Origin of the sequence: Desulfosporosinus sp. OT, assembly GCF_000224515.1 — a bacterium.
GTDB lineage: Bacteria > Bacillota > Desulfitobacteriia > Desulfitobacteriales > Desulfitobacteriaceae > Desulfosporosinus.
Genome location: NZ_AGAF01000246.1, coordinates 1 through 23,960, shown reverse-complemented (window position 1 = coordinate 23,960; position 23,960 = coordinate 1). Strand labels below are relative to the sequence as shown.

General features: G+C 44.7%; 28 protein-coding genes. 1 reads left to right on the top strand and 27 read right to left on the bottom strand.

The features are described 5' to 3' along the window. Nucleotides 1-179: 179 nt before the first annotated feature. The 26 genes from DOT_RS23705 to spoIIIAA all read right to left on the bottom strand — a co-directional run bounded on the left by DOT_RS23705 (nt 180) and on the right by spoIIIAA (nt 21,301). Nucleotides 180-998, bottom strand: a complete 819-nt coding sequence (locus DOT_RS23705; RefSeq protein ID WP_009624086.1) for an NAD(+)/NADH kinase — start codon at nt 996-998, stop codon at nt 180-182. A 3-nt stretch (nt 999-1,001) separates the two neighbouring features. Then, nucleotides 1,002-1,811, bottom strand: a complete 810-nt coding sequence (locus DOT_RS23700; RefSeq protein ID WP_009624085.1) for a TlyA family RNA methyltransferase — start codon at nt 1,809-1,811, stop codon at nt 1,002-1,004. A gap of 34 nt (nt 1,812-1,845) precedes the next feature. After that, on the bottom strand, nt 1,846-3,732 hold the full coding sequence (gene dxs / locus DOT_RS23695) for a 1-deoxy-D-xylulose-5-phosphate synthase (RefSeq protein ID WP_009624084.1): 1,887 nt from the start codon (nt 3,730-3,732) through the stop codon (nt 1,846-1,848). Further along, complete coding sequence (locus DOT_RS23690) at nt 3,707-4,324, bottom strand: hypothetical protein (protein WP_083824280.1); 618 nt, start codon at nt 4,322-4,324, stop codon at nt 3,707-3,709. Before DOT_RS23690 ends, dxs begins: the two co-directional genes overlap by 26 nt. Nucleotides 4,325-4,355: 31 nt before the next feature. Further along, the gene (locus tag DOT_RS23685) at nt 4,356-4,796 is read right to left on the bottom strand and encodes a divergent PAP2 family protein (protein ID WP_009624082.1); all 441 of its coding nucleotides are present in this window, start codon (nt 4,794-4,796) and stop codon (nt 4,356-4,358) included. A gap of 14 nt (nt 4,797-4,810) precedes the next feature. Continuing rightward, a complete protein-coding gene (locus tag DOT_RS23680; protein WP_040413378.1) occupies nt 4,811-5,677 on the bottom strand; it encodes a polyprenyl synthetase family protein in 867 nt (288 codons plus the stop codon). 9 nt (nt 5,678-5,686) lie between these two features. Then, nucleotides 5,687-5,992: an exodeoxyribonuclease VII small subunit gene (gene xseB / locus DOT_RS29140; RefSeq protein WP_009624080.1), complete on the bottom strand. Its 306-nt coding sequence runs from the start codon at nt 5,990-5,992 to the stop codon at nt 5,687-5,689. 3 nt (nt 5,993-5,995) lie between these two features. Then, complete coding sequence (gene xseA / locus DOT_RS23670; protein WP_009624079.1) at nt 5,996-7,198, bottom strand: exodeoxyribonuclease VII large subunit; 1,203 nt, start codon at nt 7,196-7,198, stop codon at nt 5,996-5,998. A 248-nt stretch (nt 7,199-7,446) separates the two neighbouring features. After that, a complete protein-coding gene (locus tag DOT_RS23665) occupies nt 7,447-8,082 on the bottom strand; it encodes a cyclodeaminase/cyclohydrolase family protein (RefSeq protein ID WP_009624078.1) in 636 nt (211 codons plus the stop codon). Then, nucleotides 8,082-8,933, bottom strand: a complete 852-nt coding sequence (locus DOT_RS23660; RefSeq protein ID WP_009624077.1) for a tetrahydrofolate dehydrogenase/cyclohydrolase catalytic domain-containing protein — start codon at nt 8,931-8,933, stop codon at nt 8,082-8,084. The genes DOT_RS23665 and DOT_RS23660 overlap by 1 nt, the downstream gene beginning before the upstream one ends. Nucleotides 8,934-9,244: 311 nt before the next feature. Further along, on the bottom strand, nt 9,245-9,481 hold the full coding sequence (locus DOT_RS30000; protein ID WP_139024290.1) for a hypothetical protein: 237 nt from the start codon (nt 9,479-9,481) through the stop codon (nt 9,245-9,247). A gap of 695 nt (nt 9,482-10,176) precedes the next feature. After that, nucleotides 10,177-10,599, bottom strand: coding sequence for a transcription antitermination factor NusB (nusB, locus tag DOT_RS23655; protein ID WP_009624076.1), 423 nt, complete (start codon nt 10,597-10,599; stop codon nt 10,177-10,179). An 11-nt stretch (nt 10,600-10,610) separates the two neighbouring features. Then, nucleotides 10,611-10,859, bottom strand: coding sequence for a DUF2273 domain-containing protein (locus DOT_RS23650; protein WP_040413377.1), 249 nt, complete (start codon nt 10,857-10,859; stop codon nt 10,611-10,613). Beyond that, nucleotides 10,856-11,371 carry an alkaline shock response membrane anchor protein AmaP gene (gene amaP, locus DOT_RS23645; protein ID WP_009624074.1) on the bottom strand — a complete coding sequence of 172 codons (516 nt, stop codon included), beginning with the start codon at nt 11,369-11,371 and terminating at the stop codon, nt 10,856-10,858. Before amaP ends, DOT_RS23650 begins: the two co-directional genes overlap by 4 nt. Nucleotides 11,372-11,424: 53 nt before the next feature. Continuing rightward, a complete protein-coding gene (locus DOT_RS23640; protein ID WP_009624073.1) occupies nt 11,425-11,820 on the bottom strand; it encodes an Asp23/Gls24 family envelope stress response protein in 396 nt (131 codons plus the stop codon). 268 nt (nt 11,821-12,088) lie between these two features. Beyond that, complete coding sequence (accC, locus tag DOT_RS23635; RefSeq protein ID WP_009624072.1) at nt 12,089-13,435, bottom strand: acetyl-CoA carboxylase biotin carboxylase subunit; 1,347 nt, start codon at nt 13,433-13,435, stop codon at nt 12,089-12,091. Nucleotides 13,436-13,446: 11 nt separating this feature from the next. Beyond that, nucleotides 13,447-15,372, bottom strand: coding sequence for an acetyl-CoA carboxylase biotin carboxyl carrier protein (accB, locus tag DOT_RS23630; RefSeq protein ID WP_009624071.1), 1,926 nt, complete (start codon nt 15,370-15,372; stop codon nt 13,447-13,449). Nucleotides 15,373-15,631: 259 nt separating this feature from the next. Next, nucleotides 15,632-15,991, bottom strand: coding sequence for a response regulator (locus tag DOT_RS23625; protein ID WP_009624070.1), 360 nt, complete (start codon nt 15,989-15,991; stop codon nt 15,632-15,634). A 165-nt stretch (nt 15,992-16,156) separates the two neighbouring features. Beyond that, the gene (locus DOT_RS23620) at nt 16,157-16,735 is read right to left on the bottom strand and encodes a SpoIIIAH-like family protein (protein WP_009624069.1); all 579 of its coding nucleotides are present in this window, start codon (nt 16,733-16,735) and stop codon (nt 16,157-16,159) included. Then, a complete protein-coding gene (locus DOT_RS23615) occupies nt 16,735-17,298 on the bottom strand; it encodes a stage III sporulation protein AH (protein WP_009624068.1) in 564 nt (187 codons plus the stop codon). Before DOT_RS23615 ends, DOT_RS23620 begins: the two co-directional genes overlap by 1 nt. Nucleotides 17,299-17,332: 34 nt before the next feature. Further along, a complete protein-coding gene (locus DOT_RS23610) occupies nt 17,333-17,914 on the bottom strand; it encodes a stage III sporulation protein AF (RefSeq protein ID WP_009624067.1) in 582 nt (193 codons plus the stop codon). A gap of 14 nt (nt 17,915-17,928) precedes the next feature. Next, a complete protein-coding gene (gene spoIIIAE, locus DOT_RS23605) occupies nt 17,929-19,101 on the bottom strand; it encodes a stage III sporulation protein AE (protein ID WP_009624066.1) in 1,173 nt (390 codons plus the stop codon). Nucleotides 19,102-19,111: 10 nt separating this feature from the next. Further along, nucleotides 19,112-19,498, bottom strand: a complete 387-nt coding sequence (gene spoIIIAD, locus DOT_RS23600; protein WP_009624065.1) for a stage III sporulation protein AD — start codon at nt 19,496-19,498, stop codon at nt 19,112-19,114. A gap of 11 nt (nt 19,499-19,509) precedes the next feature. Next, on the bottom strand, nt 19,510-19,707 hold the full coding sequence (gene spoIIIAC, locus DOT_RS23595) for a stage III sporulation protein AC (RefSeq protein WP_009624064.1): 198 nt from the start codon (nt 19,705-19,707) through the stop codon (nt 19,510-19,512). A 20-nt stretch (nt 19,708-19,727) separates the two neighbouring features. After that, on the bottom strand, nt 19,728-20,237 hold the full coding sequence (locus DOT_RS23590) for a stage III sporulation protein AB (RefSeq protein ID WP_009624063.1): 510 nt from the start codon (nt 20,235-20,237) through the stop codon (nt 19,728-19,730). Further along, entirely contained in the window at nt 20,237-21,301 is a 1,065-nt protein-coding gene (spoIIIAA, locus tag DOT_RS23585; RefSeq protein ID WP_040413374.1) for a stage III sporulation protein AA, read from the bottom strand. Before spoIIIAA ends, DOT_RS23590 begins: the two co-directional genes overlap by 1 nt. Nucleotides 21,302-22,001: 700 nt before the next feature. Between spoIIIAA and DOT_RS23580 the strand changes: the two genes are divergently transcribed. Beyond that, nucleotides 22,002-22,853, top strand: coding sequence for a CPBP family intramembrane glutamic endopeptidase (locus DOT_RS23580; protein ID WP_009624060.1), 852 nt, complete (start codon nt 22,002-22,004; stop codon nt 22,851-22,853). Nucleotides 22,854-23,712: 859 nt separating this feature from the next. Here the strand turns inward: DOT_RS23580 and DOT_RS23575 are convergent. Then, a partial coding sequence (locus DOT_RS23575; protein ID WP_040413373.1) for a bacteriocin occupies nt 23,713-23,960 on the bottom strand: 248 nt, incomplete at its 5' end.

Here is a 23,960-nt window from a genome sequence, read left to right as displayed (position 1 = left end):
TATGATCTGCTTGGAGATAATTTCCTGGACCTTCATTTGGCGACGAGCTTTCATACTAATACCTCCTTCTCAAGACGCTCGATGCCCGATGCCTAATGCACGAATATTGACCCTTGCGCATTCGCGGGATAACCGCACCTAATTCGTGCATCGTGTTTCTTGCCTCGTGCATCTATCTATTATTCATGCCAACGATCTCTTAATTTTTCTCGAACCACTTGAGGAAAACTTCGACTTCCCAAACGAATTAATTGAGCCTTAAGAGGCGCAATTTTTATAATTACTGCTTCTCTTGAGCAAATCTTAATACTATGCCGTCCATCGAAGGTCACTAGACATTGCTCTCCACTGGCTAGAACAATTTCAATTAATTCATGGTCTGCAACAACCATTGGCCGAGCAGACAGGGTATGCGCAGCCAATGGCGTCAACAAAATTGCCTGAACATTGGGACTGATGATTGGCCCACCTGCCGAAAGTGAATAGGCAGTAGAGCCCGTTGGAGTCGCCACAATTAAACCGTCGGCTGGATAACTGACGGAGGGTTCTCCCGACAGATTGGCTTGGAGTGTTATGATTCCATCCGTATTTGCCCGAGAAAATACAACATCATTTAAGACGAGCTTAGAAAGATAGCCGGAGGCGCCTCGGTTAACAGTAGCCTTCAACATCAAACGTTCTTGAATTTCAAATTCCTGACTTAAAACCTTTTCTAAAGCGCCAAAAACGTCTACTCGCTCAATCTCACATAAAAACCCTAATCGCCCAAGATTGACACCTAATACAGGAATGCCAAAGGTTGCACCTTCTCGAGCTGCTTGAAGAAGGGTTCCATCTCCACCCAAGGAAATAAGAAATTGTGTTTTGTGTTTTACAACTTCCGACCATTCTGTTAAAACGTCCCACCCACGGGCTTCGAACCAATCTTTAATTTGCAGGGCCAACGTCTGGGCTTCCGGTTTACTCTTATTGATCCATAAACCAACGACTCTTTCCATCCGTCACTCCGTCTCTTTCTGAGCGCTTCGAACCACGCGCTCCAGCTCAGAATGCCAATCTATTCCTGAATCAGTTTGTAACCCTAACCAAGCCAGGTATTCTATATTCCCTTCCGGGCCGCGAATCGGGGAATAGTCTAAACCTAAGACATGAAAACCTACATTTTCTGCTTGACTGAGAACTGTCTCCAGAACCTGTTTATGAACTAATGCATCTTTAACAACGCCTTTTTTTCCCACATGCTCTCGTCCAGCCTCAAATTGAGGCTTAATTAAAGATAACACATGTCCATCCTCTTTAAGGATGGCAAGCATAGCCGAGAATATTTTCGTAATTGAGATAAACGCCACATCAGAAACAATCCAATCCACCTGTTCTGGGAACGTATCTTTCGTTAAATAGCGGGCATTCACCCGTTCCATGGATACAACACGGGAATCTGTCCGGAGTTTCCAATCAAGCTGCCCATACCCGACATCCACTGCATAAACTCGCTTGGCGCCATTTTGCAAGGCACAATCTGTAAACCCCCCGGTCGAAGACCCAATATCGGCGACCACCGAATCCTTAAATACGAGCGCAAAGGTTTCCACGGCTTTAGCTAGCTTTAGTCCACCCCGAGAAACAAACGGCAGAGTTTCCCCTTTTAATTCGATCAACGTATCTTCAGGCAACTCCGTGCCAGGCTTGTCCACGCGCTGCCCTCCAACAAACACGATTCCTGCCATCACTGTCGCCTTTGCCTTCTCCCGACTGACTGCCAACCCTTTTTTAACCATTAAGACGTCAATGCGTTCTTTCCCTTTAGCCACAGTATCCCTTCCTTTTGTCCATGCATTGACTTTCCTAGGATTGCGCAACGCGACGAATTAATTGTAAACGCTCGGCTGCTTGCATTATCCCCGCAACTGATAATCCATGGGCGATATGAAGTTGGGGAATCGATCCTTGATCGATGAATCCAGCATACCCCAAGCGTTCAAAGGCCACCCCTTCTATGCCTTCCTCTTCAAGAAGTTCAAGAACAGCGCTGCCTAAGCCCCCCTTAAGGACATGGTCTTCAATCGTAATAAAATGTTTTGTTAAGCGCGCGTAATGTGAAAGGAGTTCACGATCGAGCGGGTTAATGTAACGCATATTAATGACTGCTGCATCCACGCCGCGATGGTATAATTCCTGAGCAGCCTGTAGGCAGGTATGAACCATGGGGCCGATTGCAAGCAACGTTACATCCCTGCCATCGCGTAAGACCTCTGCTTTGCCAATAGGAATCTCCTTGAACGTTTCATCCAACTTCACACCCTGACCGACTGACCTCGGGTAGCGCACTGCCACTGGTCCGCTGTGTTGTATCGCCGTATAGAGCATGTGGCGTAGCTCATTTTCATCTTTGGGTGCCATAAAGATTAAGTTGGGAATAACCCGAAAAATGGATATGTCAAATACCCCGTGATGCGTGGGCCCGTCATCTCCCACTACCCCAGCACGATCGATCGCTAAAACAACATTGGCCTGCTGCAAACAGACATCGTGTAGTACTTGGTCATAGGCTCGTTGATAAAAGGTGGAATAGATTGCCACAACAGGTTTAAGTCCGCCAAACGCCAAACCCGCTGCAAATGTTACAGCATGTTGTTCCGCAATTCCGACATCATAAAAACGTTCTGGAAATTGATGCACAAACGGATTAAGGCCAGTTCCGCTCGGCATAGCCGCACTAATCGCTACAATCCTAGGATCTGCCTTGGCGAGGGTGCAGAGAGTTTCCCCAAAGATTGCCGTATAGGTTGGCGGAGCTGATTTTTCGGCGATTTTTCCTGTATCCGGATCAAAGGGACCAACTCCATGAAAGACCCCCGGATTTTCCTCGGCAGGTTTATACCCTTTCCCCTTGCGTGTCACAACATGGACTAGCACGGGTCCCTTTTTCTGCTTAGCCTGTTCTAGAACTTGTTCAATCAACGATTGATCATGTCCATCAATTGGCCCTAAATACGTGAACCCCAGTTCCTCAAAGATCAAGCCTGGGACCAGCAGATATTTTAAACTATCTTTGGCCTTAGAAACTACCTTAGCAACCTTTGATCCGATACCTGGAATACGCTTTAATAGATCCTCAATCTCTTCTTTTCGCTTATCATAAAGTGGGTCTGTCCTCAAACGATTGAGATATGAAGACATGGCCCCAACGTTAGGAGAAATAGACATCTCGTTATCATTGAGGACCACAATCATATTGGTTTCACTATGTCCCGCGTGGTTTAAAGCCTCAAAAGCCATGCCACCCGTCATTGCCCCATCGCCAATCACCGCTACTACATGGTGGCGCTCACCAAGGACATCTCGAGCTTTGGCAAATCCGACCGCTGCAGAGATGGATGTACTTGAGTGACCCGTTTCGAAGCAATCATGGGCACTCTCCACACGTTTAGGAAATCCAGACAGTCCGTTATATTGGCGAATGGTATTAAATCGCTCTAATCGGCCAGTTAAAAGCTTATGTACGTAAGTTTGGTGACCAACATCCCAGACAATCTTATCGTCAGGGCTATCAAATTTCCTATGCAACGCTAGCGTGAGCTCTACAACTCCGAGGTTCGAAGCCAAATGTCCGCCATTTTTTGAGATCACGTCAATCATTTCCCGCCGAATCTCTTGCGCCAATGTTTTAAGTTTCGTTGAATCTAAAGTCTGCAAATCCTTCGGCTCATGAATTTCTTCGAGAAGTCCCATCCTTCTTCTTGCCCCCTCGTTTTTTCGGTCCAGTCAGGTCCCACCCTGTAATTTGTTCAACAGTAGCAAAGACACTCCCGACCCAAGCAATAATTTTATTGGCATCCTGTATGGCAAAGGATTTTCCCACAGCTTTCCCTGTAACGGTGATGGATGCCACTAAAGCCAACATAAGCGTTGACAGCCAGATTTCCTTTGTTCCAAATGTCGGGTATAAACGGATGGTATCTATGACAATGGCCGCTGCCATTACGCCGCTTAATGTGCCCGTAACATCTCCCACGACGTCATTCGCCATATTGGCAACTAAATCCGCGTGACGCACGAGATAAACAGCTTGGCGGGCACCCCTGACACGATTCGCTGCCTTGGCGTGATGCGGCGCTTCATTTGCTGCGGTAGCTGCAATCCCAATAACGTCAAAGACAATATGAACCCCGATAACAGCTAAGAGAAACAATGCGGCTATCCATAAAGACGAAATTCTGCGCATTAGTAGTTCAGAACTAATCCCCACTACTGCTGCAATGACAAAACTTCCAACAAAGACAATCACAAGATGTTTCCAGCTTTTACGTTTGCGCACTGCCAACGAACTATTTTCCCTCCTCAAATTAATTACCTTATAACAAGAGCCCCACAATAATCCCTACAATCACACCCCCGAAGACCTCAAACGGTGTATGGCCTATCAACTCTTTCAAGCGATCTTGGGCAAAATCAGAGCCCTGGTATAATCGTTCAACTAACTTATTGAGGACCTCTGCTTGTTTCCCGGCAGCTCGCCGTACGCCTGCCGCATCATACAACACTACCATACCATATACTGCAGATACCGCGAATATTGGGGAATCCCACCCATAGTATTTCCCAATTCCCAAAGCCAAAGCACTAACTGTCGCCGAATGGGAACTCGGGAAACCACCCGAACTTACAAAAAGTTGAAAATTCAGTTTTCTCAATAAAAGTAGACTGACGACGATCTTAAGTAATTGAGCTATAAACCAAGCCGTTACAGCTGAAATAAGAATTGCATTGTGAAATATTCCCGGAATAATCGGCATGATAACGACCTCTTTCAATGCTGGCGTTGCTCGATATAGTAGGCTAGCTCACTAAGAAAGAACGCACCTTCAGCAAACGGTTTCACCGCGGATTGTGCCTTCAAGATTTGAGCATGCAACTGATGCTCTGCGCCCTCTAGCCCTAGCAAAGAAACATAAGTTGCCTTGCCCTGACGCAGGTCGCTCCCAGCAGGTTTTCCGAGGGTTGCACTGTCCCCTACTACATCCAAAATATCATCTTTAATTTGAAAAGCTAATCCCAACGCCTGAGCATAATCGGTCAAGGCCTTAACTTGCTCCTCTGTACCACCCGCTAAGATTCCACCAAGACGAGCAGAAACCGTCAGTAAGGCGCCTGTTTTGGCCTTATGAATCTCTTCGATTTCGTTTAAAGTAAGCGTTTTCCCTTCACCAGCCACATCTGCGACCTGCCCTCCAACCATCCCAACTTTTCCGGCAGCCACAGCAACCTCTCGAATAATGCGAAGCTGTCTTTCAGATTGACCGAGTCCTTCATCTGCCAGAAATTCGAAGGCATAGGTTAATAAGGCATCTCCAGCTAAAATTGCCTGGGCCTCCCCAAATACTTTATGATTTGATAATCTTCCCCTTCGATAGTCGTCATTATCCATAGCTGGCAAATCATCGTGAATTAATGAATACGTATGGATAAGTTCCAACGCAACTGCCGCAGGCAAAATCAACTCAGAGCTTCCTCCCACCGCTTCTGCAGAGGCCAAAGCCAAAACTGGTCGGATACGTTTACCTCCCCCAATCAGGGAATAATACATACTCTGATCTAAGATATCCTCATTCCACGGCAATTGGGCGAGAAATTGTTCAATCATTGTGAGATAGCGTTGAAAGGTTGCCTTGAACACAGTTTACGTTCATCCTTCCATTTTAAAACTTGCAGGTTTTATTTCTAGCTGTCCATCGGGGCCTTCAAGCAGAATTTCCATCTGCTTTTCTGCTTGATTCAGTACACCGGAACAGTACTGAACAAGACCCACCCCCTCCTTAAATAGGCCCAAAGCCTTTTCCAACGGAAGGTCTTTTTGTTCAAGCGTTTTAACGATCATTTCTAAATGTTGAAGACCTGTTTCCAAGGAAACTGTTTCGTCTGCTTGATGTTCATCTATCGTGCCCTGCGACTCTTCAACAAAAAGATCCTCTATCCATATTTCTTTGCCCATAGATCAAATCCCCTTCTCTAACACTTCGCAGCGTAAGTTTCCTTCTCCTAGACGAATCTGGATCTGGTCATGAAGCTCCACCTGGCTCGCGGAACGCAGCAGGAGTCCTTCTGCATCATAGGTTAATGAGTATCCGCGGCCCAGAATGGCCAAAGGACTCAATAAATCCAGCTTAGCGGCTAATAAGTTTAGTATACCATTTTTATCGATTACAAATCTAGTCATGCCCTCCTGAAGGCGAATTTGGAGGTTATCTAGGCGTTGTCGATTCTGATCGATGCGCCAGAAAGGATCTTTAAGCGGTCCTTTGTTCGCGATCCCTACAAGGCACTGACGCTTCCGCTCGATAAGAGCCCCCATAGCGCTCTGGAGCCGAATCCGCAGTTGGGTCACTTGCCACTGTAAATCCAATAATACTGGCACGGCTAGCTCAGCGGCCGCTGAAGGAGTTGGCGCTCGCAGGTCTGCAACATAGTCAGAGATGGTCACATCCGTTTCATGCCCCACTGCTGAAATGACCGGAATAACGGACGCAGCGATTGCCCGGGCCACAACTTCAGTGTTAAAGGCCCATAACTCTTCCAAAGACCCACCACCACGCCCAACAATGATGACATCGACAGCTCGATAGCGATTAAGGCGAGCGATGGCTTGAGCCACTTCCTGTGATGCCGCTTCTCCCTGGACCGCAGCCGGCGCCAAGACCCAAGACATGCCCGGATGGCGGCGTTCCATGATGTTAATAATATCCCTAACTGCTGCTCCTGTTGGACTTGTCACGATTCCAATACACTGGGGAAAACGGGGAATTTCTCTTTTCCGAATCGGATCAAATAACCCTTCTTCAGCAAGCTTTTTTTTGAGTTGCTCAAAAGCCAAATAGAGTTGACCGAGCCCGCTAGGTTCCATCTCTTCGGCATAGAATTGAATCGTTCCCTCCCGTTCATACATACGGATGTTTCCTCGAATCAAAACCTTTAATCCGTCTGTCGGGACAAAACGCGCACGTTCTGATCGGCTTCTAAACATAACCCCCTTAAGGCTGGAGGACTCATCTTTCAGGGTAAAATACCAGTGCCCTGAGGCACGATGGTTCCTAAAGTTCGAAAGTTCACCACTGATCCAACAATTTTGTAAATCCATTTGATCCTGCAGGACTTGGCCGATTTGACCTACAATCTCAGATACCGTCCAAATTTTCGGCACAAACTTCACCTCATAGCCTATCATAACATATAGAAAAGGAGGGAAGAAATATTCCTCCCCCCCTTTTCTATATCGATGCGCGAAGCCCGAAGCGCTAAGTTCAAATATGGAACTTCACGCTTTGAGTGTACAACTCTTATAAGTCCGCAAAATTCAATTTAAGCTTGATTCATTTAAGCAAACTTGCCATAGTTCATGAATAGCCGCTACTAATTCATGCACCATAAATCGAACCTCATGGCTTGCACTTACAGTCGACTTTGTACGACAGCAATTGTCTCCGCACAAATAACAGCCGCTTGTTCGAATAGTCTTGTTCGTTCAGCCAGAACTCGTTCTTTATACCCTTCATCTTTAATCTGAGGGAGGTTAATATCTACGCTCAGCATCGCAGATTTCAGTGCACTCTCCGCTAAATAGGCAGCTACGCCTGCATCACTGATCGCTCCCGTGTTACCAATCGGCGCTAACTCCTGGGCCAATTGCAGAACTTTAAAACAATTCTGGGCAATCCCAAGCGGAGTATTCGTAGCAGAAACTAAAACCTCTTGCAATTTCCCTGTACGAACAGCTTTTTCTTCATCTGTGCCTTTTGGTAATTTTAAGGCAGCCATAAAATGCGAGAATTCAGCGATGTCCTGGCTCAATCCGGTTTTTAGAGCGTTCAATGTCGCTTCTGCTTGAATCAAAATCTCTTTCACTTGAGGTTCTACCTCTTTATATTTTTCCTTACCAATAGTGAGGTTAGCCACCATACAAGTCATTGATGCTGCCAAAGCTCCAACATAAGCTGATACACTGCCACCACCCGGTGTGGGTGCCGAACTGGCTGATACCGTCAGAAATTCTTCCGTCGTCCATTCCCAAACCTTATTCATATCCATTAACGTGTTCCCCCTTGGAGAACGATTCCTTTCAAAACATTCCGCATAATCAAAGCAGTAGTCAACGAACCAACTCCACCCGGTACTGGAGAAATCAACGAGGCCACTTCTTGGACAGCTTCAAAGTCCACATCTCCGCAAATTCCTCCAGGAATTTCGTTGATCCCTGCATCAACAACAATCACACCTGGTTTGACCATATCTTTTTTGATCATCTTAGCACGGCCCACAGCCGCAATCAAAATATCAGCCTGACGAGTAAATGATCCTAAGTCCTTTGTTTTGGAGTGACAAATGGTCACAGTAGCGTTATGCTTCAAGATGAGAAAAACAAGGGGTTTGCCCACGGTTTCACCACGACCGACAATAACGACATGTTTTCCACCAATCTCAACACCTGAGCGCAAAAGCAACTCGATACAACTTTGGGGAGTAGCCGGAAAAAGTCCGTCCTCACCACTTAAAATATAGCCTCGATTAATGGGATGTACACCATCGACGTCCTTTTCAGGTAGTACTGCCGCCATGATCTTTTCTTTCGAAAGCCCTTTAGGAAGAGGAAGTTCAATCATAATGCCATGAACTGCCTGATCACGATTTAGGCCATCAATCCGCTCTAATACATCGGCTTCTTTAGAATCTGCTGGCATCACGAAAAGTTCAAAGGCCATACCCATGCCCTCAGCAACTTTTTGCTTTGACCGTGCATAAACTACCGAAGCCGGATCATCTCCAACAAGAATTACCGCAAGTTTAGGCTGTACCCCTTTTTCTTTCCACTGCGCAATTTCCTGAGTAACTTCTTCCTTAAGAATCTTTGACACCGCTTTACCATCTAATAGTTGAGCCAATTGACACACTCCTTTCAATAATACCGATCTAATTATGTAAGTTGCCTGCAACCCTACACCAAGATCCAATCAAATTACTAGCTATACATTAATTGTTCGAGATGGTTATGCATTTTCCTTCTCAAATTATAGGAAAATAAATAGAAAAATAAGAAAATTGCATACATAGGGAGGAAGTTTCTTAGCATCCTACGCCGGAAGGTATTCCTCTAGGGATCACGGCTTCGGCGATACTCTATCCTACGCCGGTAAGAATTCCTCTAGGGATCACGGCTTCGGCGATACTCTATCCTACGCCGGTAAGAATTCCTCTAGGGATCACGGCTTCGGCGATACTCTCCACTGGAGACTATCGTACTGGAGACTATCGTACTGGAGACTATCGTGTTCGCACACGCTTCATTTGCTATTCGCTTGTCGCTAAGGCTAAAACGCAAAACCTCTGGACTATTCTGGTCGAATGCTATGCCATCCTGCAAGAAGGCTAATAGGTGCGAAGACAGTGTCTTCGGGATGTGCTCTAACCTCAAACGTCCTGTTTGAGTCATGGACAAGCCCCTTTGAGTTTCTTCACGCCTTATCGTCTGCGCTCATTGACGCAATTCCGCTAAAGCGCTCTCTATGCTAAGAAACTTCCTCTGGCTTTGGTCGACGGGGGGAGGGGGGACGGTTCTGGCTTGCATTTCTCGCCTCCAAATATCAAGAAACGCCAAAACTAAGTTTTGACGTTTCTTGAATGTCTCCTCATCTAGACGAGATAGTAGATAAGTGAGCCACAAATGAAGTTCGGTCGAACGAGCAAAATACCTTCGTGCAAGGAGGGACGGTTCTAGCTTGCATCATAATAATTTTGTCAAAAAAGTATTCTTCTTTAATTTACCTATCATCTAAAACCAACTTGTTTTTAGGTACACTTTAATAAGCATGCCTCAAACCTCCAAAGCGTTGCTTACGCTCATCAAACCTACCCAAGAGGAGCGATTTTCTGCTAAGCGGATGCGTTGGTGGAGCCGCGCTAAGGTGAGCGCAGACGGTTCGCGTCCCCGTAGCGCGCCGCAGGTTCACATGCGACGAACAGGATGTTTCTAGTGCCGCATGCGCCAAGGATGGCATAGCATGCGGCCAGAAATGACCAGAGGTTCGGACGCGCTCGCGAACCGTCCAGCGAGCCAGCGGCGGAACTCGCAGACGCGTGCAGATAATAACTCCTCCCCAGAGCAAATCCAAAGAGGGAACCTCGGTTCTATTTTTGCTCTACTTTCGAGACACTGTCAACGATCCGGTCAAGAATTCCATTGACGAACTTTGCTGATTCTTCTCCTCCAAAACGTTTCGCTAGTTCGATCGCTTCGTTGAGACTTACTCGACCTGGAATATCCGGTCGGAAAAGAATCTCGTAGGTGGCCAAACGCATCACATTCCGATCCACATTTGCCATACGGCTAATGGTCCATTCCTGTGCAAAGGCGGCAATCTTTAGATCAATTTCATTCTGATGGGCTATTGTCCCATCCACTAGTTCCTGAGTAAAGGGTATACTGGCCTCAGGGACGGAAAATTCTGTGGCCCAACGTTGCACAGCTTCTGCAGCAATCAACGGTTCTTTCGTTAAGTCCCTTTGAAAAAGCACTTGTAATGCTGTTTCACGGGCTAATCTTCGACTCAATGGAATTCCTCCTAGTATCTGTGTAAAATTCTTTCCAACCAAGCTGTAATAATATTATGATCATCTTGACTCTTTCCTAAGACGAATCCTAAGACAGTAACCATGGTTAAAACCAGTGTCCGCCAAAAACCAAGCGTCACTATCAATATACCCAACAAAAACCCAACGGATGTTCCGATGAGCTTGCCCGGATGATTGCCGATGGCCCAAACCAGAAACCGTGAAATCTGCTCTTCAATTTTCAGCCACAACCCACTCATCGGACGCGTGCCAAACGGGCCTTTTCCAGACTACGCACGAGCACTTTCACCTCAGTCACTAGAATTCCTGTGTAAAGCTCCACATCCTGTTTGATCTTTGCTTTAAGTTCTGCGGACATTTGAGGAATCAGAACATCTTGCTCAAATTGGCAAGAGACCATAATCTGAAGCCCGGTTTCACGCTCCCTTAGGCTTGATTGAACCTGGAGTACGCCGGGCAATACCATTGCACTGCGAGCTATTATTTCCTGCAAAGCATCCTGAGAAATTCGGACGTCGCCTCCTTTTGAAGACGTCAAAAAAGAACGCTCCGTACTTTCTCGCGGTCGGACAAACAAAAGCAAACCCAACATAAGCAAGAATGCAGCCAGAACAATACTTTCCCAAGGGTTCGCTTTTAACCAATCAAGCCCTTGAACAATAAGGAGATAGGGAAGCCCCCACCCTGTGGACATTGCTAATATCCAAAGTGCCCCCAAGATCAGAAGGCATCCCAAAACATAGGCTAACATTTATCGTCCCCTCTTTCAGAAGCCCCCCCTGGCATTTCCAGGGGGGGCCAACTTTACTTCAGACGAAAGTCTTCTTCTTTGGTTTCCGGTAAAGGTTTGAAATTTACCCCTTGTACATGAACATTTGCTTCGACTACCTTGAGTCCAGTCATGCTTTCAATGGCTTCCTTCACTGATTCCTGCACCCTCAGGGCGACTCCCGGAATCGAGACGCCATATTCCACCACAATGAAAAGGTCCACGGCAACTTCATGCTCGCCGACTTCTACCTTAACCCCTTTAGATAGGTTTTTATTTCTCCCTAACATGTGTGCAAGATCTCCTACAAGACCTCCACTCATGCCGGTTACACCCTCCACTTCAGAAGCAGCTAATCCAGCAATAACTTCTACAACTTCATCAGCGATTCGAATAGAACCGAGGGAATTCTCCATTCCCAAGCTTTCCATGTCTTCACCCCCAAATCGTGGTTCGATATTCGTGGTTCGTGGTTCGATATCGAACATCGCGTAACGCACTAAGCACCTGCATAAGTTTAACAAATCATCAGATGGAGTTTAAAACTCCATCTGATGTAGGTTTCCTTTATCCAAGTATTGTTGCTATTATAACAAATCAAGGCTGATCTGGCAAAGGCTACTATTCGATTTTCGTGGTTCTTAATTCAAAATTCGTAGTTCGTAATTCGAACAACAACATTTCGAATACCTAACTGGTCTATTCTCCTAAAATTCGACGCTGGATAAAATTCGTGTAGACCTCTCCACGTCGGTAAAAGGCATTGTCTAATACCTTTAGCTGGAATGGGATTGTTGTATGAATTCCTTCGATGACGAATTCCTCAAGGGCTCGCTTCATCCGAGCAATAGCTTCTTGCCTAGTGGCACCCCAGACAATCAATTTTCCAACCATCGAGTCATAGTAGGGTGGAACCGTATATCCCTGATAAACTGCACTGTCAACCCGTACTCCCGGGCCGCCCGGTACATGATAAATTTTGATTGTTCCTGGGGAAGGCATAAAGTTCTTATCCGAATTTTCTGCGTTGATTCTGCACTCAATTGACCAGCCATTTATTTGAATATCCCTTTGCGTAAAGCCCAACGGTTCACCCGCTGCTAAACGAATTTGTTCTTTGACTAAATCCAACCCCGTTACCATCTCGGTGACTGGATGTTCAACCTGTATCCTGGTGTTCATTTCAATAAAATAAAAGTTACCATGACGATCCAACAAAAACTCAATTGTCCCTGCATTTGAATAGTTGGCTGATTTAGCCGCTTTGACTGCTACAGCTCCCATTTTCGTCCTTAACTCAGGAGTCAAAGCACTTGAAGGTGCTTCTTCTAAAAGCTTTTGATGGCGACGTTGCAAAGAACAATCTCGTTCGCCCAAATGTACGACATTACCATACTTGTCTCCTAAGATCTGAAACTCTATGTGTCGAGGCTCTTCAACATATTTTTCCAGATAAACCTCAGAGTTACCAAAGGCAGCCTGAGCTTCATTCTGAGCGGCTTGAATGGAACTTCTCAATTCCTTGGAATTTTGGGCAACCCGCATCCCTTTGCCCCCGCCACCGGCTGACGCTTTAATCAAAACAGGATACCCAATGTCTTCCGCAATTGCTGCAGCCGTTTCTTCATCTTTAATAATCTCTTTAGAACCCGGCACTACTGGGACACCGGCTTCAATCATGGTTTTACGTGCTTTGGCCTTATCTCCCATCGTTTCGATAGCTTGTGGAGATGGTCCGATAAAGGTAATACCACACGATTCACATATCTCAGCAAAACGGGCATTTTCAGATAGAAAACCGTATCCGGGATGAATTGCATCAACACCTGTTAATTCAGCAGCACTAATTATATTCGGAATATTGAGATAACTCTTGGCGCTTGCTACCGGTCCGATGCATACTGCTTCATCAGCAGCCTTCACGTGCAAAGCTTCCCGATCTCCCTCAGAAAAAACAGCGACCGTCTGAATATCAAGTTCACGACATGCTCGAATGACGCGTAAAGCAATTTCTCCCCGATTCGCAATCAGGACTTTCTTAAACATGCAATTTCTCCTTATTTTTGAATGATGAACAGTGGTTGGCCGTATTCAACGGGTTGACCGTTCTCTACTAAAATTTGAATGATCTTGCCTTCTACTTCAGATTCAATTTCATTCATCAGTTTCATGGCCTCCAGAATGCAAACTGGCTGCCCTACTTTGACTAGTTGACCCAACTCCACATAAGGAGGTGCATCAGGAGCCGGCGATTGATAAAACGTCCCCACCATAGGAGAAACAATCGATTCCGTGTTTTCTAAAACAACGGGTTCCGGTGCTGCTGTTGTGGCTAAAGACGCCTCGACAATAGGTGCTTGTTGAACCACAGGTTTAGCAGCAACTTGAGCTATAGCAGGTTGTTGATGAGTGGGGGCCATGACTGGAACTCCAGTAACCACACTTGGTCCTTTACGAATGGCTACTTTTACTCCATCACTTTCGAGATTTAATTCACTTATTTCAGTTTCATCTATAAGCTTGATCAATTCTTTAATTTCTTTCAAATTCATTTTTGAATCCTCCTTAGATAACCAAGCGGCGCCTGTTTGGGTCGTTTCCTCTGTGTCCTTTGTTACCTTGGCTACTTTTGGTTCTTCTCTTGGGATGACACCTATTTCTCGTCCCTCAAAAAACTTCTTGGCAACTTGAGGAAACATGGCATAACTAATGACATCTTCCGGGGAACGAGCTAATCCTGCACTTTCCCGTTCTGCCTTAGCCATTCCGGGTTCTAGTTTATCTGCTGGACGCACGGTCAACGGTTCTTCATCCCCAATGATTTTCTTCTGGATGTCAGGATCAATCGGAGCCGGCGGACGTCCATATAAACCACGCACATAGGCTTTTACTTCACCCGGTATTAATTTATATCTTGCCCCACTCAGAACATTTAATACGGCCTGTGTTCCAACAATTTGGCTGGCAGGAGTTACCAACGGGGGATAACCTAACTCAGCTCGAACCTTGGGAATCTCATCTAACACATCATGAATGCGATCCAAGGCCTTTTGTTCTTCTAGTTGCGATACAAGGTTGGAAATCATTCCTCCTGGAACCTGATGATCAAACACTCTCATGTCCGTAATCCGAGTCACACCGCGGTCAAACCCACGGCTTTTACGCAGGGCTTCAAAATACTTTGCTATATGAAACAAATCACGTAGATTTAGACCTGAATCATATTCCGTTTCTTGAAACGCTCGAACAACTGTTTCGACCGGTGGTTGGCTTGCCCCAAAAGCTATCGGAACACTGGCGGTGTCAATAACATCCGCCCCTGCTTCTGCTGCCTTTAAGTACGCCCCGACGGCCATTCCACCAATGTAATGGCTATGCAAATGGACCATAATACCTAACTCTTTTTTCAGCAATGTAACCAACTCAAAAGCCTTAAACGGAGTGAGCAAACCAGCCATATCCTTGATACAAATGGAATCAGCGCCGAGCTTCACCAGTGCCGTGGCTGTTTCCAAGTAGTGTTCAGTCGTATGAACAGGACTAATTGTATAAACAACCGAGGCCTGAACATGCGCTCCTGCTGCTTTAGCCGCTTCCATGGGAACGACCATATTTCTAACATCATTTAACGCATCAAAAATACGGATAATATCAATCCCATTTTTCACACTTAGTGACACAAATTCCCGTACTACATCATCCGGGTAATGAGTATACCCGACTAAAGACTGGCCTCTTAGCAACATTTGCAGCGGCGTTTTTTTGACGTAGCTCTTGATCAGTCGCAACCGTTCCCAAGGATCCTCACCCAAGAAACGCAAACAGACATCAAAAGTGGCTCCTCCCCATACTTCCAGTGAGAAGAATCCTACCTCATCCAACTCGGTCAGGATCGGCAGCATATCTTCCGTACGCATCCGAGTAGCCCAAAGGCTCTGATGTGCATCCCTCAAGGTGGTATCCGTAATCTTGACTGGTTTCACTGCCATTACCCCTCTCTGTATTCTCCCCATCTTTAAGAAATTCCTGCAATGAAGGTTTTTTCATTTGTCTTTCCACCCAGGAGAGACAATAGTACTCATGAATATATATGGTATCATTATATGGGGCAGTGATACCTTTATCAACGCAATGAGCTTAAGTATACAGTATTTCAGAACAAATTAAAAAGCTGTCGCACGATCCCGTGCAACAGCTTCATAACTAACTGAAGCCTGTGATTACGAAAATAATACTATTTTTTTAGCTCAAATGCTTGCTAACTATCCGTAAAAGCCCTTCTGGCCGAAAAGGTTTAGTAACAAAGTCAACCGCACCCCGTTTTAAAGCATCTTGAACCATGCTTTCGTGGGCAACTGCACTACACATAACCACCTTTGCCAATGGATCAATTGCCAATATTTCTGCTAGCGCTGCCAATCCATCGAGTTCTGGCATAGTAATATCCATAAATGTCAGGTCAGGTTTATCAGATATAAAACGTTCTACGGCTTGCCGACCGTTTTCAGCCTCTATGACGTTCGTCAAACCCTTGCGGGCGAGAATCTGACAAATCATCAGACGCATAAAACTTGCATCATCGGCAATAAGAATTTTGCTCATTCTCGGTGTCCTCACCCTTCTATATCGAGGTGCGATGCACGATGTGCGAGGCACGAGATCCGATTTGAATCTCGCGCATTATTAACCACGACTATTTATACTTTAATTCGTGCCGGTACCGTTGTTTTCCTGCAACATTAAGAACTTTTTATAGAAGTAGAAATTCTATTTTTTGGTTGTAATGTTTATTTTATCTATCCTGACTTTTGTTACTCTGACAACGATGTCTTGAATAATACTTACTTCATTTGGTGTTAAACTAGGGGCATAAACAATCACAGTGACGTTTTCCAGAAAAACATCAGCCACGGCATCTTGAAACCCTTTAATTTTGAGCAGATTCTCGATTTCTTCTTCGTTTTGTATTTTCATACTTAGTTCAAGCCATTTTTCCTGTGCTTGCTCTTTAGTCTTCATCACAGTAGAGTTTAGCAACTCCGCTAACATTGCCTTCGTCTCCTGGCGAAACTGTTCTCGTTTTAAGCGGTAATTAACAAAATAGTTTTCTCCCGAGAGGTCCGGTTTTACTGCCTCAACTTGAAATTGAATTGAAGATCCGTCCAGCACTGCAGCACTTACTGGCAAACTCGGTTGGCCTGAAAAATCGGTATGTGAAACGTCCGCCATTGCCCCTACCCTAAGTGCTCCAAGAATCAATGCTAATATCGCGAATCCTCCTAGCCATAACCTCGATTTGCGACCAATTAACATCACGACCGGTCGCTTTTTATTACGGTTAAACATTATACACCGCCCATTGGTACTACAGTAATTCTGGCGCTCGGGATATTCAGGAGCGTCTGGATCGCAGTATGAATGCCTTCTCTCACTTTTGGATCTCTAGCCCCCTCAGCGATAACCAAAACCCCAGCTACTTCTGGACGATCTTCCATCACCATAACTGGCTGAGATGAGCCATTGGGCATGACCACTTGGTTATTTTCTGTAACTTCCGTCGTCTCTCGAGTTCCTCCGCTCTTATCCGTTTCCTTTGAGGTTCTTCTCGTCACATTTTGATTGCGGGCATACTCATTTTTCAAACCCGTGGAAAAACTAACTGAAACTTGCACCTTGCCTACACCATCCATCTGCAGGATATTGGCTTGTAATTTGTTCTCCAGTTCTTTTTCAAGTGCACCAATTTTTGTATTTGTTGTTGATACGCTCGTTGACGTGGAGTTAGCCTGCATACTCTGGACTGGATTTTCAGCTCCTTTCCCCAAGTAAATAAAGGACATCCCAACCGCGATGAGCGCTACGAGACCAATTATCATTTTGTCCGATGAAATCAGTTTCAACAACTTCACGATTCTAATACCTCCTTAAAAAATTAGTTATCTTTTAACTTTCTTGAACGAGAATCTTTTCTTTTGCCAAACTCATAAATGTTGCAATCTTTTCCCGCACTGCTTCAGCCCTTGCGGACTGAGGTTTCGGATCGAGAGGAGACTGCCCGATGATAATAGGTTGAATAGGCTCTACCTCTCCTTTGGCAGAAGTCAAGGTAACAACAACCTCAATAATCTTGGGCTGATCTATTACACCCCCCGCCCCCTCTTCAAATTTGATGTCTACCGACGCAGCCTCGACTCCGTTAGTACCTACAGCGAGTGCTTCGATCTGGTGTGCCAGAATCTGGCGGTATTGCTCTTGGACAGCATCCCGCCCAACTTTAACCCCCTGCCCTTCTGAGGCTATGGCGGGTAAATCTTGGGGGGTTGTGACTGTCCAAGCTGGAATTTCCATCGCCAAAGGGGTATGTAAAAAAGTTGTTACTGGAGTGAGAACGGCTGAAATCACAAACAACCCCATGACCATTTGGACAAACCCGCGCATAGATTTATTAGGTAGAAGCATCTCGAGAAAGGTTGCCAATAGAAGAATTATCGCCAAATTACGTACAAGAGTCTGTAACGTCTGCACAATGTTTCTCCTCCTTAGTGCAACATCACTGAAAAGGTTCCCGTACCTACGACCACGGCCACAGTTATAAAAAACATTATTGCAACGGATGCGACCGTTACTAATATATTAATTAAACTCTTTGACATATCCTGTAGGCTTTCTGCAAGGGCCTTTTCACCAATTGGTTCGATGAGGGCCGCTGAAATACGAAAGACAAAGATCATCGCTAGAATTTTTATCAAAGGACCTAAACAAATCACTATAATGGCAAGCAACGTAATAATACCGACGGCATTTTTCAGCAGTAAGCCGGACGTGATTACCAGTTCGACGGCATCTTTAAAGAATTTACCCACGACTGGGACAAGATCCGCAGAATACTTGGCTGTGCGAAAAACTACGCTATCCGCAACCCCTCCGGTCACCCCTTGAACTGTCATGACTCCGATAAACACAGTCATAATCACGCCTAAAGAAAGTTTGCCAGCGAATTCCAAAAGTCCGGCCAGCTTACTGAGCTTGAAGTGTTCCGAGATATGATTAAATAGTCTAAGTATGGCTGCAAGAAAATAAAGAGGTAGCACAACTGTTTTGATAATAGTTGCTAAAACAGTCAGACTGCCCATGATGAGCGGTTTAAATAAGGCTGCGCTGGTCAGACTTCCCATGGAGATCAATAAAGTCAACATCACCGGAAATAATGTTTGCATTAGGCCAACCATTTGATCTATCGTCCCTGTGGCAACACTCAGCGCCTCCCGAAAAGAAGTAAGAGCTAAACTTAACAGAACAAGATAAGTCATAACCTGAGCAGTTTTGCCAACACTTCCCCCAAAAGCAACCTGAAGTTGCGCTAACACGGCACCAAGCACGGCTAACATAAGCAATTTGCCTATTAACGGAGCACTGCCTAAAACTTCCCGCCCTAGTATCGCTAGTAAGGTTTGCCCTAAATTTTCTGGTCGTAGATCTAGCTTCCCAGTCTTCAAATTGTCAAAGATACGCGTTAAAGAGAAACCAGGCATTGTATTTTCTACATCACTATCCAGTTGATCCAAAAAGCCTCGCATTTGACTCAGATCAACCTCTTGCAAAAGGTCTACCTTCTCCGGCGGTTGAGAGGCAACCTCCTCAGCAAGGACAGGGGAAGTTGTCCCACCCAGTAAGATGACAAAAATAACTAAACTGACGAAAAATCGCCTCAAATAATTCACCTCACGGAACGAGTCGTACCAATGACTCTGTAATGGCTGCAATAATGGGAATCGCCAAGACAATAACCCCAACTTTCGCGGCAAGTTCAATTTTAGTAGCTAAGGCGCCTTCGCCCGCATCTCGGCAGATTTGAGCACCAAACTCAGCAAGATAGGCAACACCCACAATCTTCAAAACAATGAGTAAGTAATATGAGCTGATATTGGCTTGATCTGCCAGAGTCTGAAGCAAATCGACGATGACTTTAATTTTGCTTAAGATAACAATAAAGATCGCAGCACCCGCTAAAATTGAAAGTTGCAACGCAATTTCAGGTCGGATTTGCTTTAGAACAACACAAAAAACCGTAACAATCAGGGCTAGCCCTACGATTTGCCATATATCCACGTTTTAGCCCCCTAATAAAGGTTAAAAACACTCTTAACCAGGGTAAATAATTCTGAAATAGACTGGACTACTATATAGAGAACCACGATTACACCCATAATTGTGACACCCTGAGCCATTTCACTGCGACCGGATTGATTCAGTACGGACGCTAATACTCCGACCAAAATTCCAATTCCTGCTACAGTTATGATAAGGTTGAAGCTCATTCTCCCGACTCCTTCCCTGGTTAAATTAAAATGAGCACTCCCGCGATCCCACAGAGGAAACCCAAATAAGTCCACATCTTGGCCTGTTTTTCAGACCAAATTCCGGCTTGCTCCTTCATTAAAGTGAGTTGATGCTGAACAAGTTCCAATTGCTTGTGCTGTTCTTGACTGTCCGATCGTCCTAATCCTTTGCCAACGTCACGGATCACTTGCCAGTCTTGTTGTTTCAAACAAAAATGTTTATATTGAGTTGAAATTGTATCTTTCCAAGCCGGGCTTGCTGACTCGCCCCGTTGCAAACGTTCCTGAAGTTCCGCAAAAAACTCTTGCCAGGGTAGATCCGTACGTTCCTTCACGATACAAAATGCCTCTGGCAAAGGGGTCACCCCCCAAACGATTTCCGTATCCAGAAGTGCCAAAGCCATTAAACATTCTCGTAATTCTGCCGGTCTCCGCCGGATTCGATTAGCCAACCATAATCCTAAGCTCCCGCAACCGGCGATAAGTGCGACACATCCAAGTATGAGCATTACAGGATCCTCCCAGTTTTAAGATCATAAACCTCTTCAACCGTTCCCGGTCCATGTCTTCTGCTTAACACGACCAGACGTTCAAACGCTCCTTGATCCAATAAATGAGCTAGGATCGGTCTATTGCGTGCTTCTTCTATAGAACTAGCATGGGCTGTACTAAGAATCCGCACCCCTGTGCGCAAGGCATCCATCAAGGCATTAACATCATCGGCATGACCGAGCTCATCCATCGCAATAACTTGCGGCGCCATAGATCGAACTATCATGTTCATCCCAGTGGCTTTTGGACAACCATCTAAAACGTCCGTACGATACCCCAAATTATAGGTGGGTACCCCTTGCCACATCCCGGCAAGTTCTCCACGTTCGTCTACCACACCGACAGTCAAGCCCATTAACCCTAATTGAGGGACTCCATTACTGATTAGACGTATAAGATCCCTAAGAAGAGTTGTTTTGCCGGCCCGAGGCGGTGAAATCAAAAGCGTGTGGGCAAACGTTCCGTCAGCTCCTAAAAGCAAGGGTAAGATTTTCAAGCCTCGTCCTGGAATATCTCGGGCAATCCGAAGATTTAAAGAAGAAATATGCTTCATCATTTGGATTTGACCGTGCTGCGAGATTACCTCTCCCGTTATTCCGACTCGGTTTCCTCCTGGAAGGGTTAGAAAGCCTTGTTTGAGATCCTCTTCAACCGCGTAAACCGAACTATGAGTCATCCGTTCTAGTGCACAGGCCAGGTCTTCTCGCTTGACGAAGTAAGCATTGTTTGCGCTCGTTACTCCCCCTTCTCTGTTTAAAAAGAAATCCTTGTTTGATGTACGAACCAAGAGCGGTTGACCTACTCGCAAACGTAGTTCTTCAACCTTGTGATGGGCGACTCCCCTGATATTGTCTAAAACCGAGCGGATATCGTTGCCAAACCATTTGGCTATATCCGCCCACAAAGCCGCACTCTGATCCGGTCCGATAGGGCTCGCCTCCGTTTGAGAGGCCAAAGGCTTAGATAATTTCGGCATCACTTTAGGAGCCTGAACAACAGATAGCGTGTAGTGTAGCGACACGTCATTGCCCCCCCCTTGATAGATGGTATGTCCCTCAATAAAATTTTAGAACGTAAAGAAAACCGGGCACATGACTGAGCATGTACCCGGCTTTGGACGCAAGCGGGGACGGTTCTTCCTTGCATTATTCAACTAGCACAATCCGCTTTGTGACTGATTAACCCTCAGCATACTGTGTGTAACTTTTGGTACAAGGTGAGGGATTTTTTCTATATCATTGCCACCAACGGATCAACGTGAAAACAGTCTGGCTGAGAAAGCGAATCTTAGAAGACAAACCGAAGGGTAGCACTTGGAGATTGAACTTGTTAGGGGGGGGGCCACCAGCCGAGGATCATAGAGAAAAACAAAGAATAGATACACCAGTAAAACGACGTGAGCGAGAGAAAGAAGGATTTTGGCCTTACATATCGAAATACGCTAAATGAGCCCTAAAAAGCAGAAAACGAAAACATGTAGATCGACGCTCAAAGCCAAATTTACCCGAAAACGGGGAAATGGGTTTGTCTTACTTGTCATAGTGACCATTATAGGACCCAAGGAGCAAAATAAAGGTAAATTGTTCCTAGCTAAAGAATAAATTCCATGTGCCAGTAAAGGTAAAATATACGAACAGGTTCGCATTAAGTCAATCAGATAGACAATTAACGAAGTTCGTTAAACCAACGTTAGGCGAAATACGGCTCAAGGAGGGAATTGGGTGGAGAGATTAGAGGCTTTTAGAGTACTAAAACTAAGGGGATTACTTATTTGGGTCCTGCTATTTATTCTTTTCGTTATCTTAGTTTTAAAAATTACCAAACGGGTATTCCTTCTAGATGTTTCGGATCCGACGGTTTATATTGTTTTTACTTATTTTCTATATGGAATTATCATGATTTGGATACTTAGGTGTATCACTAAACTCCAGCTTGATTGGAAAACACTTTTGGGTTCTTTTCCTAATAATTATCAATGGTTGAAATTAATCTTCACCGTAATTACGCTTTTGATCTTTTCAAGTGGAACTTTTTTATTGATATTCTACGGATTGTCATTTGTGATTCCAGCCTATGCATATGCCAATATGAGCGAGAATGAGTATTTAACAGCAAGTCAAACGGCGATTCCATTGTTATACAATGTCCTGGACTGTCTGTTCGGTGTAGTTGTTGCTCCAATTGTAGAAGAATTACTTTTTAGAGGAATGATACTGCATAGGCTTACTGTTAAATGGAACTCGAAATACGCTATTCTTATTTCATCATTACTATTCGGATTTATACATTTTGATATTATTGGAAAGTCTATCTTCGGGTTTTTTATGGCAATTCTTTATATAAAAAGCAAAAGCCTCTTTGTTCCCATAATAGCCCATGCAGTACACAACGCTGTTGCATCGTGGGTAAGATACTCGAGCTCAGATGTGGTAAATGTTTCATTAAGTATGGAAGAATATCGGTCAGTTGTTTGGATAGGGATCTTTGCTTTGTGCATTACTGCGCCTTTCATTATTGCCTTTATGAGTAAAAACTGGCCAAAGAAGAATTTGAAGCTGCCGTACTTCGCCTAACTTCTAGAGATTTATGAGGGTCCTAGCATAGAGAAAAAGCCATTGATTAAAATCAATAGCTAAAAGGAAAGTAATAATTTGATGCAGAATATGGACCCTCATGAATCTCCTGTTGCACTGAACCGTCTGCAGATCGCACTCGATCTATATGAGAATTCAATCTTTTTCAACCTGGTATAATTTCTCTAAGTAAGGATATCAGAACAAGTTTTTTCTCTTTCATATTGGGTAAGTTTGACTAAAACCGCGAAATGTAAATTAGAGACTTATGAATGCTCTTTGTAGCCAGAATACGATATAGGATGTAAACTCAAACTCACGGAATATTCCTAATCGCTTTAATTCAACCTCTTGCTGAATCTGATACAATGTACTTGTGACAGATTCGAGAAAAGTCTGCAATCCCTTGGTGTGTCTGGGATTGCAGACTTTTCTCAAGCAATGAGCAACTACTCCTTGTTTCTTAATATGTCATATTGTATTATTTTATATGTTATGACATATTAAGGGCGGGAATAATTATGGAGTTTGTAGAGCCGATTCGGGACAAAAAATAAATAGATAACATGAAACGTTACCTCAAAGAACGGAATTTACGCGACTGGTATCAAAACTATTCCCAATAACAACGTATCAGAATGCTGGCATGCAACCGTTTTAGGTACTAAATTATGGACAATAACGGGCTTAACGTGGTTAAAATCCATAATTTAATTCCACAGATTGTCTTAGAGTGGGTTTTGTCGGAAATGTTGGCGACACCCCTAGGTGAGCCTTAATTTGGGACTGTAAGTTGGAAAGTTGGGCTAAACAAAATAGAAGGCTCCCATGAATAATGGAAGCCTTCTAAAGGCATATTTTACAAGAGAGGCCTAGCCAATTTGATTAAGTTACCGATAAACTTTCCCCCACCGCTATTCGAAATTGCATTACTCGTACGACTGATTATTTTTTTAGTTTTGTAGAAACTTGAATTCAAGTGAGGACGAATCCAGTGACGACGATAAAAGTGACGACCACCATTAATCGTATTCAATTCTTCCGTAGTAAGTTCCGTGTAATTCAAATCACTTAAAATCATTGCATTTTTCATATAAACTACCTCCC

What these genes read in the sequence shown, in the direction of transcription:
- DOT_RS23705 (WP_009624086.1), bottom strand. Translation starts at nt 998, where the DNA reads ATGGAAAGAGTCGTTGGTTTATGGATCAATAAGAGTAAACCGGAAGCC.
- dxs (WP_009624084.1), bottom strand. Translation starts at nt 3,732, where the DNA reads ATGGGACTTCTCGAAGAAATTCATGAGCCGAAGGATTTGCAGACTTTA.
- DOT_RS23685 (WP_009624082.1), bottom strand. Translation starts at nt 4,796, where the DNA reads ATGCCGATTATTCCGGGAATATTTCACAATGCAATTCTTATTTCAGCT.
- xseB (WP_009624080.1), bottom strand. Translation starts at nt 5,992, where the DNA reads ATGGGCAAAGAAATATGGATAGAGGATCTTTTTGTTGAAGAGTCGCAG.
- DOT_RS23665 (WP_009624078.1), bottom strand. Translation starts at nt 8,082, where the DNA reads ATGGATATGAATAAGGTTTGGGAATGGACGACGGAAGAATTTCTGACG.
- DOT_RS30000 (WP_139024290.1), bottom strand. Translation starts at nt 9,481, where the DNA reads ATGACTCAAACAGGACGTTTGAGGTTAGAGCACATCCCGAAGACACTG.
- DOT_RS23650 (WP_040413377.1), bottom strand. Translation starts at nt 10,859, where the DNA reads ATGAGTGGGTTGTGGCTGAAAATTGAAGAGCAGATTTCACGGTTTCTG.
- amaP (WP_009624074.1), bottom strand. Translation starts at nt 11,371, where the DNA reads ATGTTAGCCTATGTTTTGGGATGCCTTCTGATCTTGGGGGCACTTTGG.
- DOT_RS23640 (WP_009624073.1), bottom strand. Translation starts at nt 11,820, where the DNA reads ATGGAAAGCTTGGGAATGGAGAATTCCCTCGGTTCTATTCGAATCGCT.
- accC (WP_009624072.1), bottom strand. Translation starts at nt 13,435, where the DNA reads ATGTTTAAGAAAGTCCTGATTGCGAATCGGGGAGAAATTGCTTTACGC.
- DOT_RS23625 (WP_009624070.1), bottom strand. Translation starts at nt 15,991, where the DNA reads ATGAGCAAAATTCTTATTGCCGATGATGCAAGTTTTATGCGTCTGATG.
- DOT_RS23620 (WP_009624069.1), bottom strand. Translation starts at nt 16,735, where the DNA reads ATGTTTAACCGTAATAAAAAGCGACCGGTCGTGATGTTAATTGGTCGC.
- spoIIIAC (WP_009624064.1), bottom strand. Translation starts at nt 19,707, where the DNA reads ATGAGCTTCAACCTTATCATAACTGTAGCAGGAATTGGAATTTTGGTC.
- DOT_RS23590 (WP_009624063.1), bottom strand. Translation starts at nt 20,237, where the DNA reads ATGCTCATACTTGGATGTGTCGCACTTATCGCCGGTTGCGGGAGCTTA.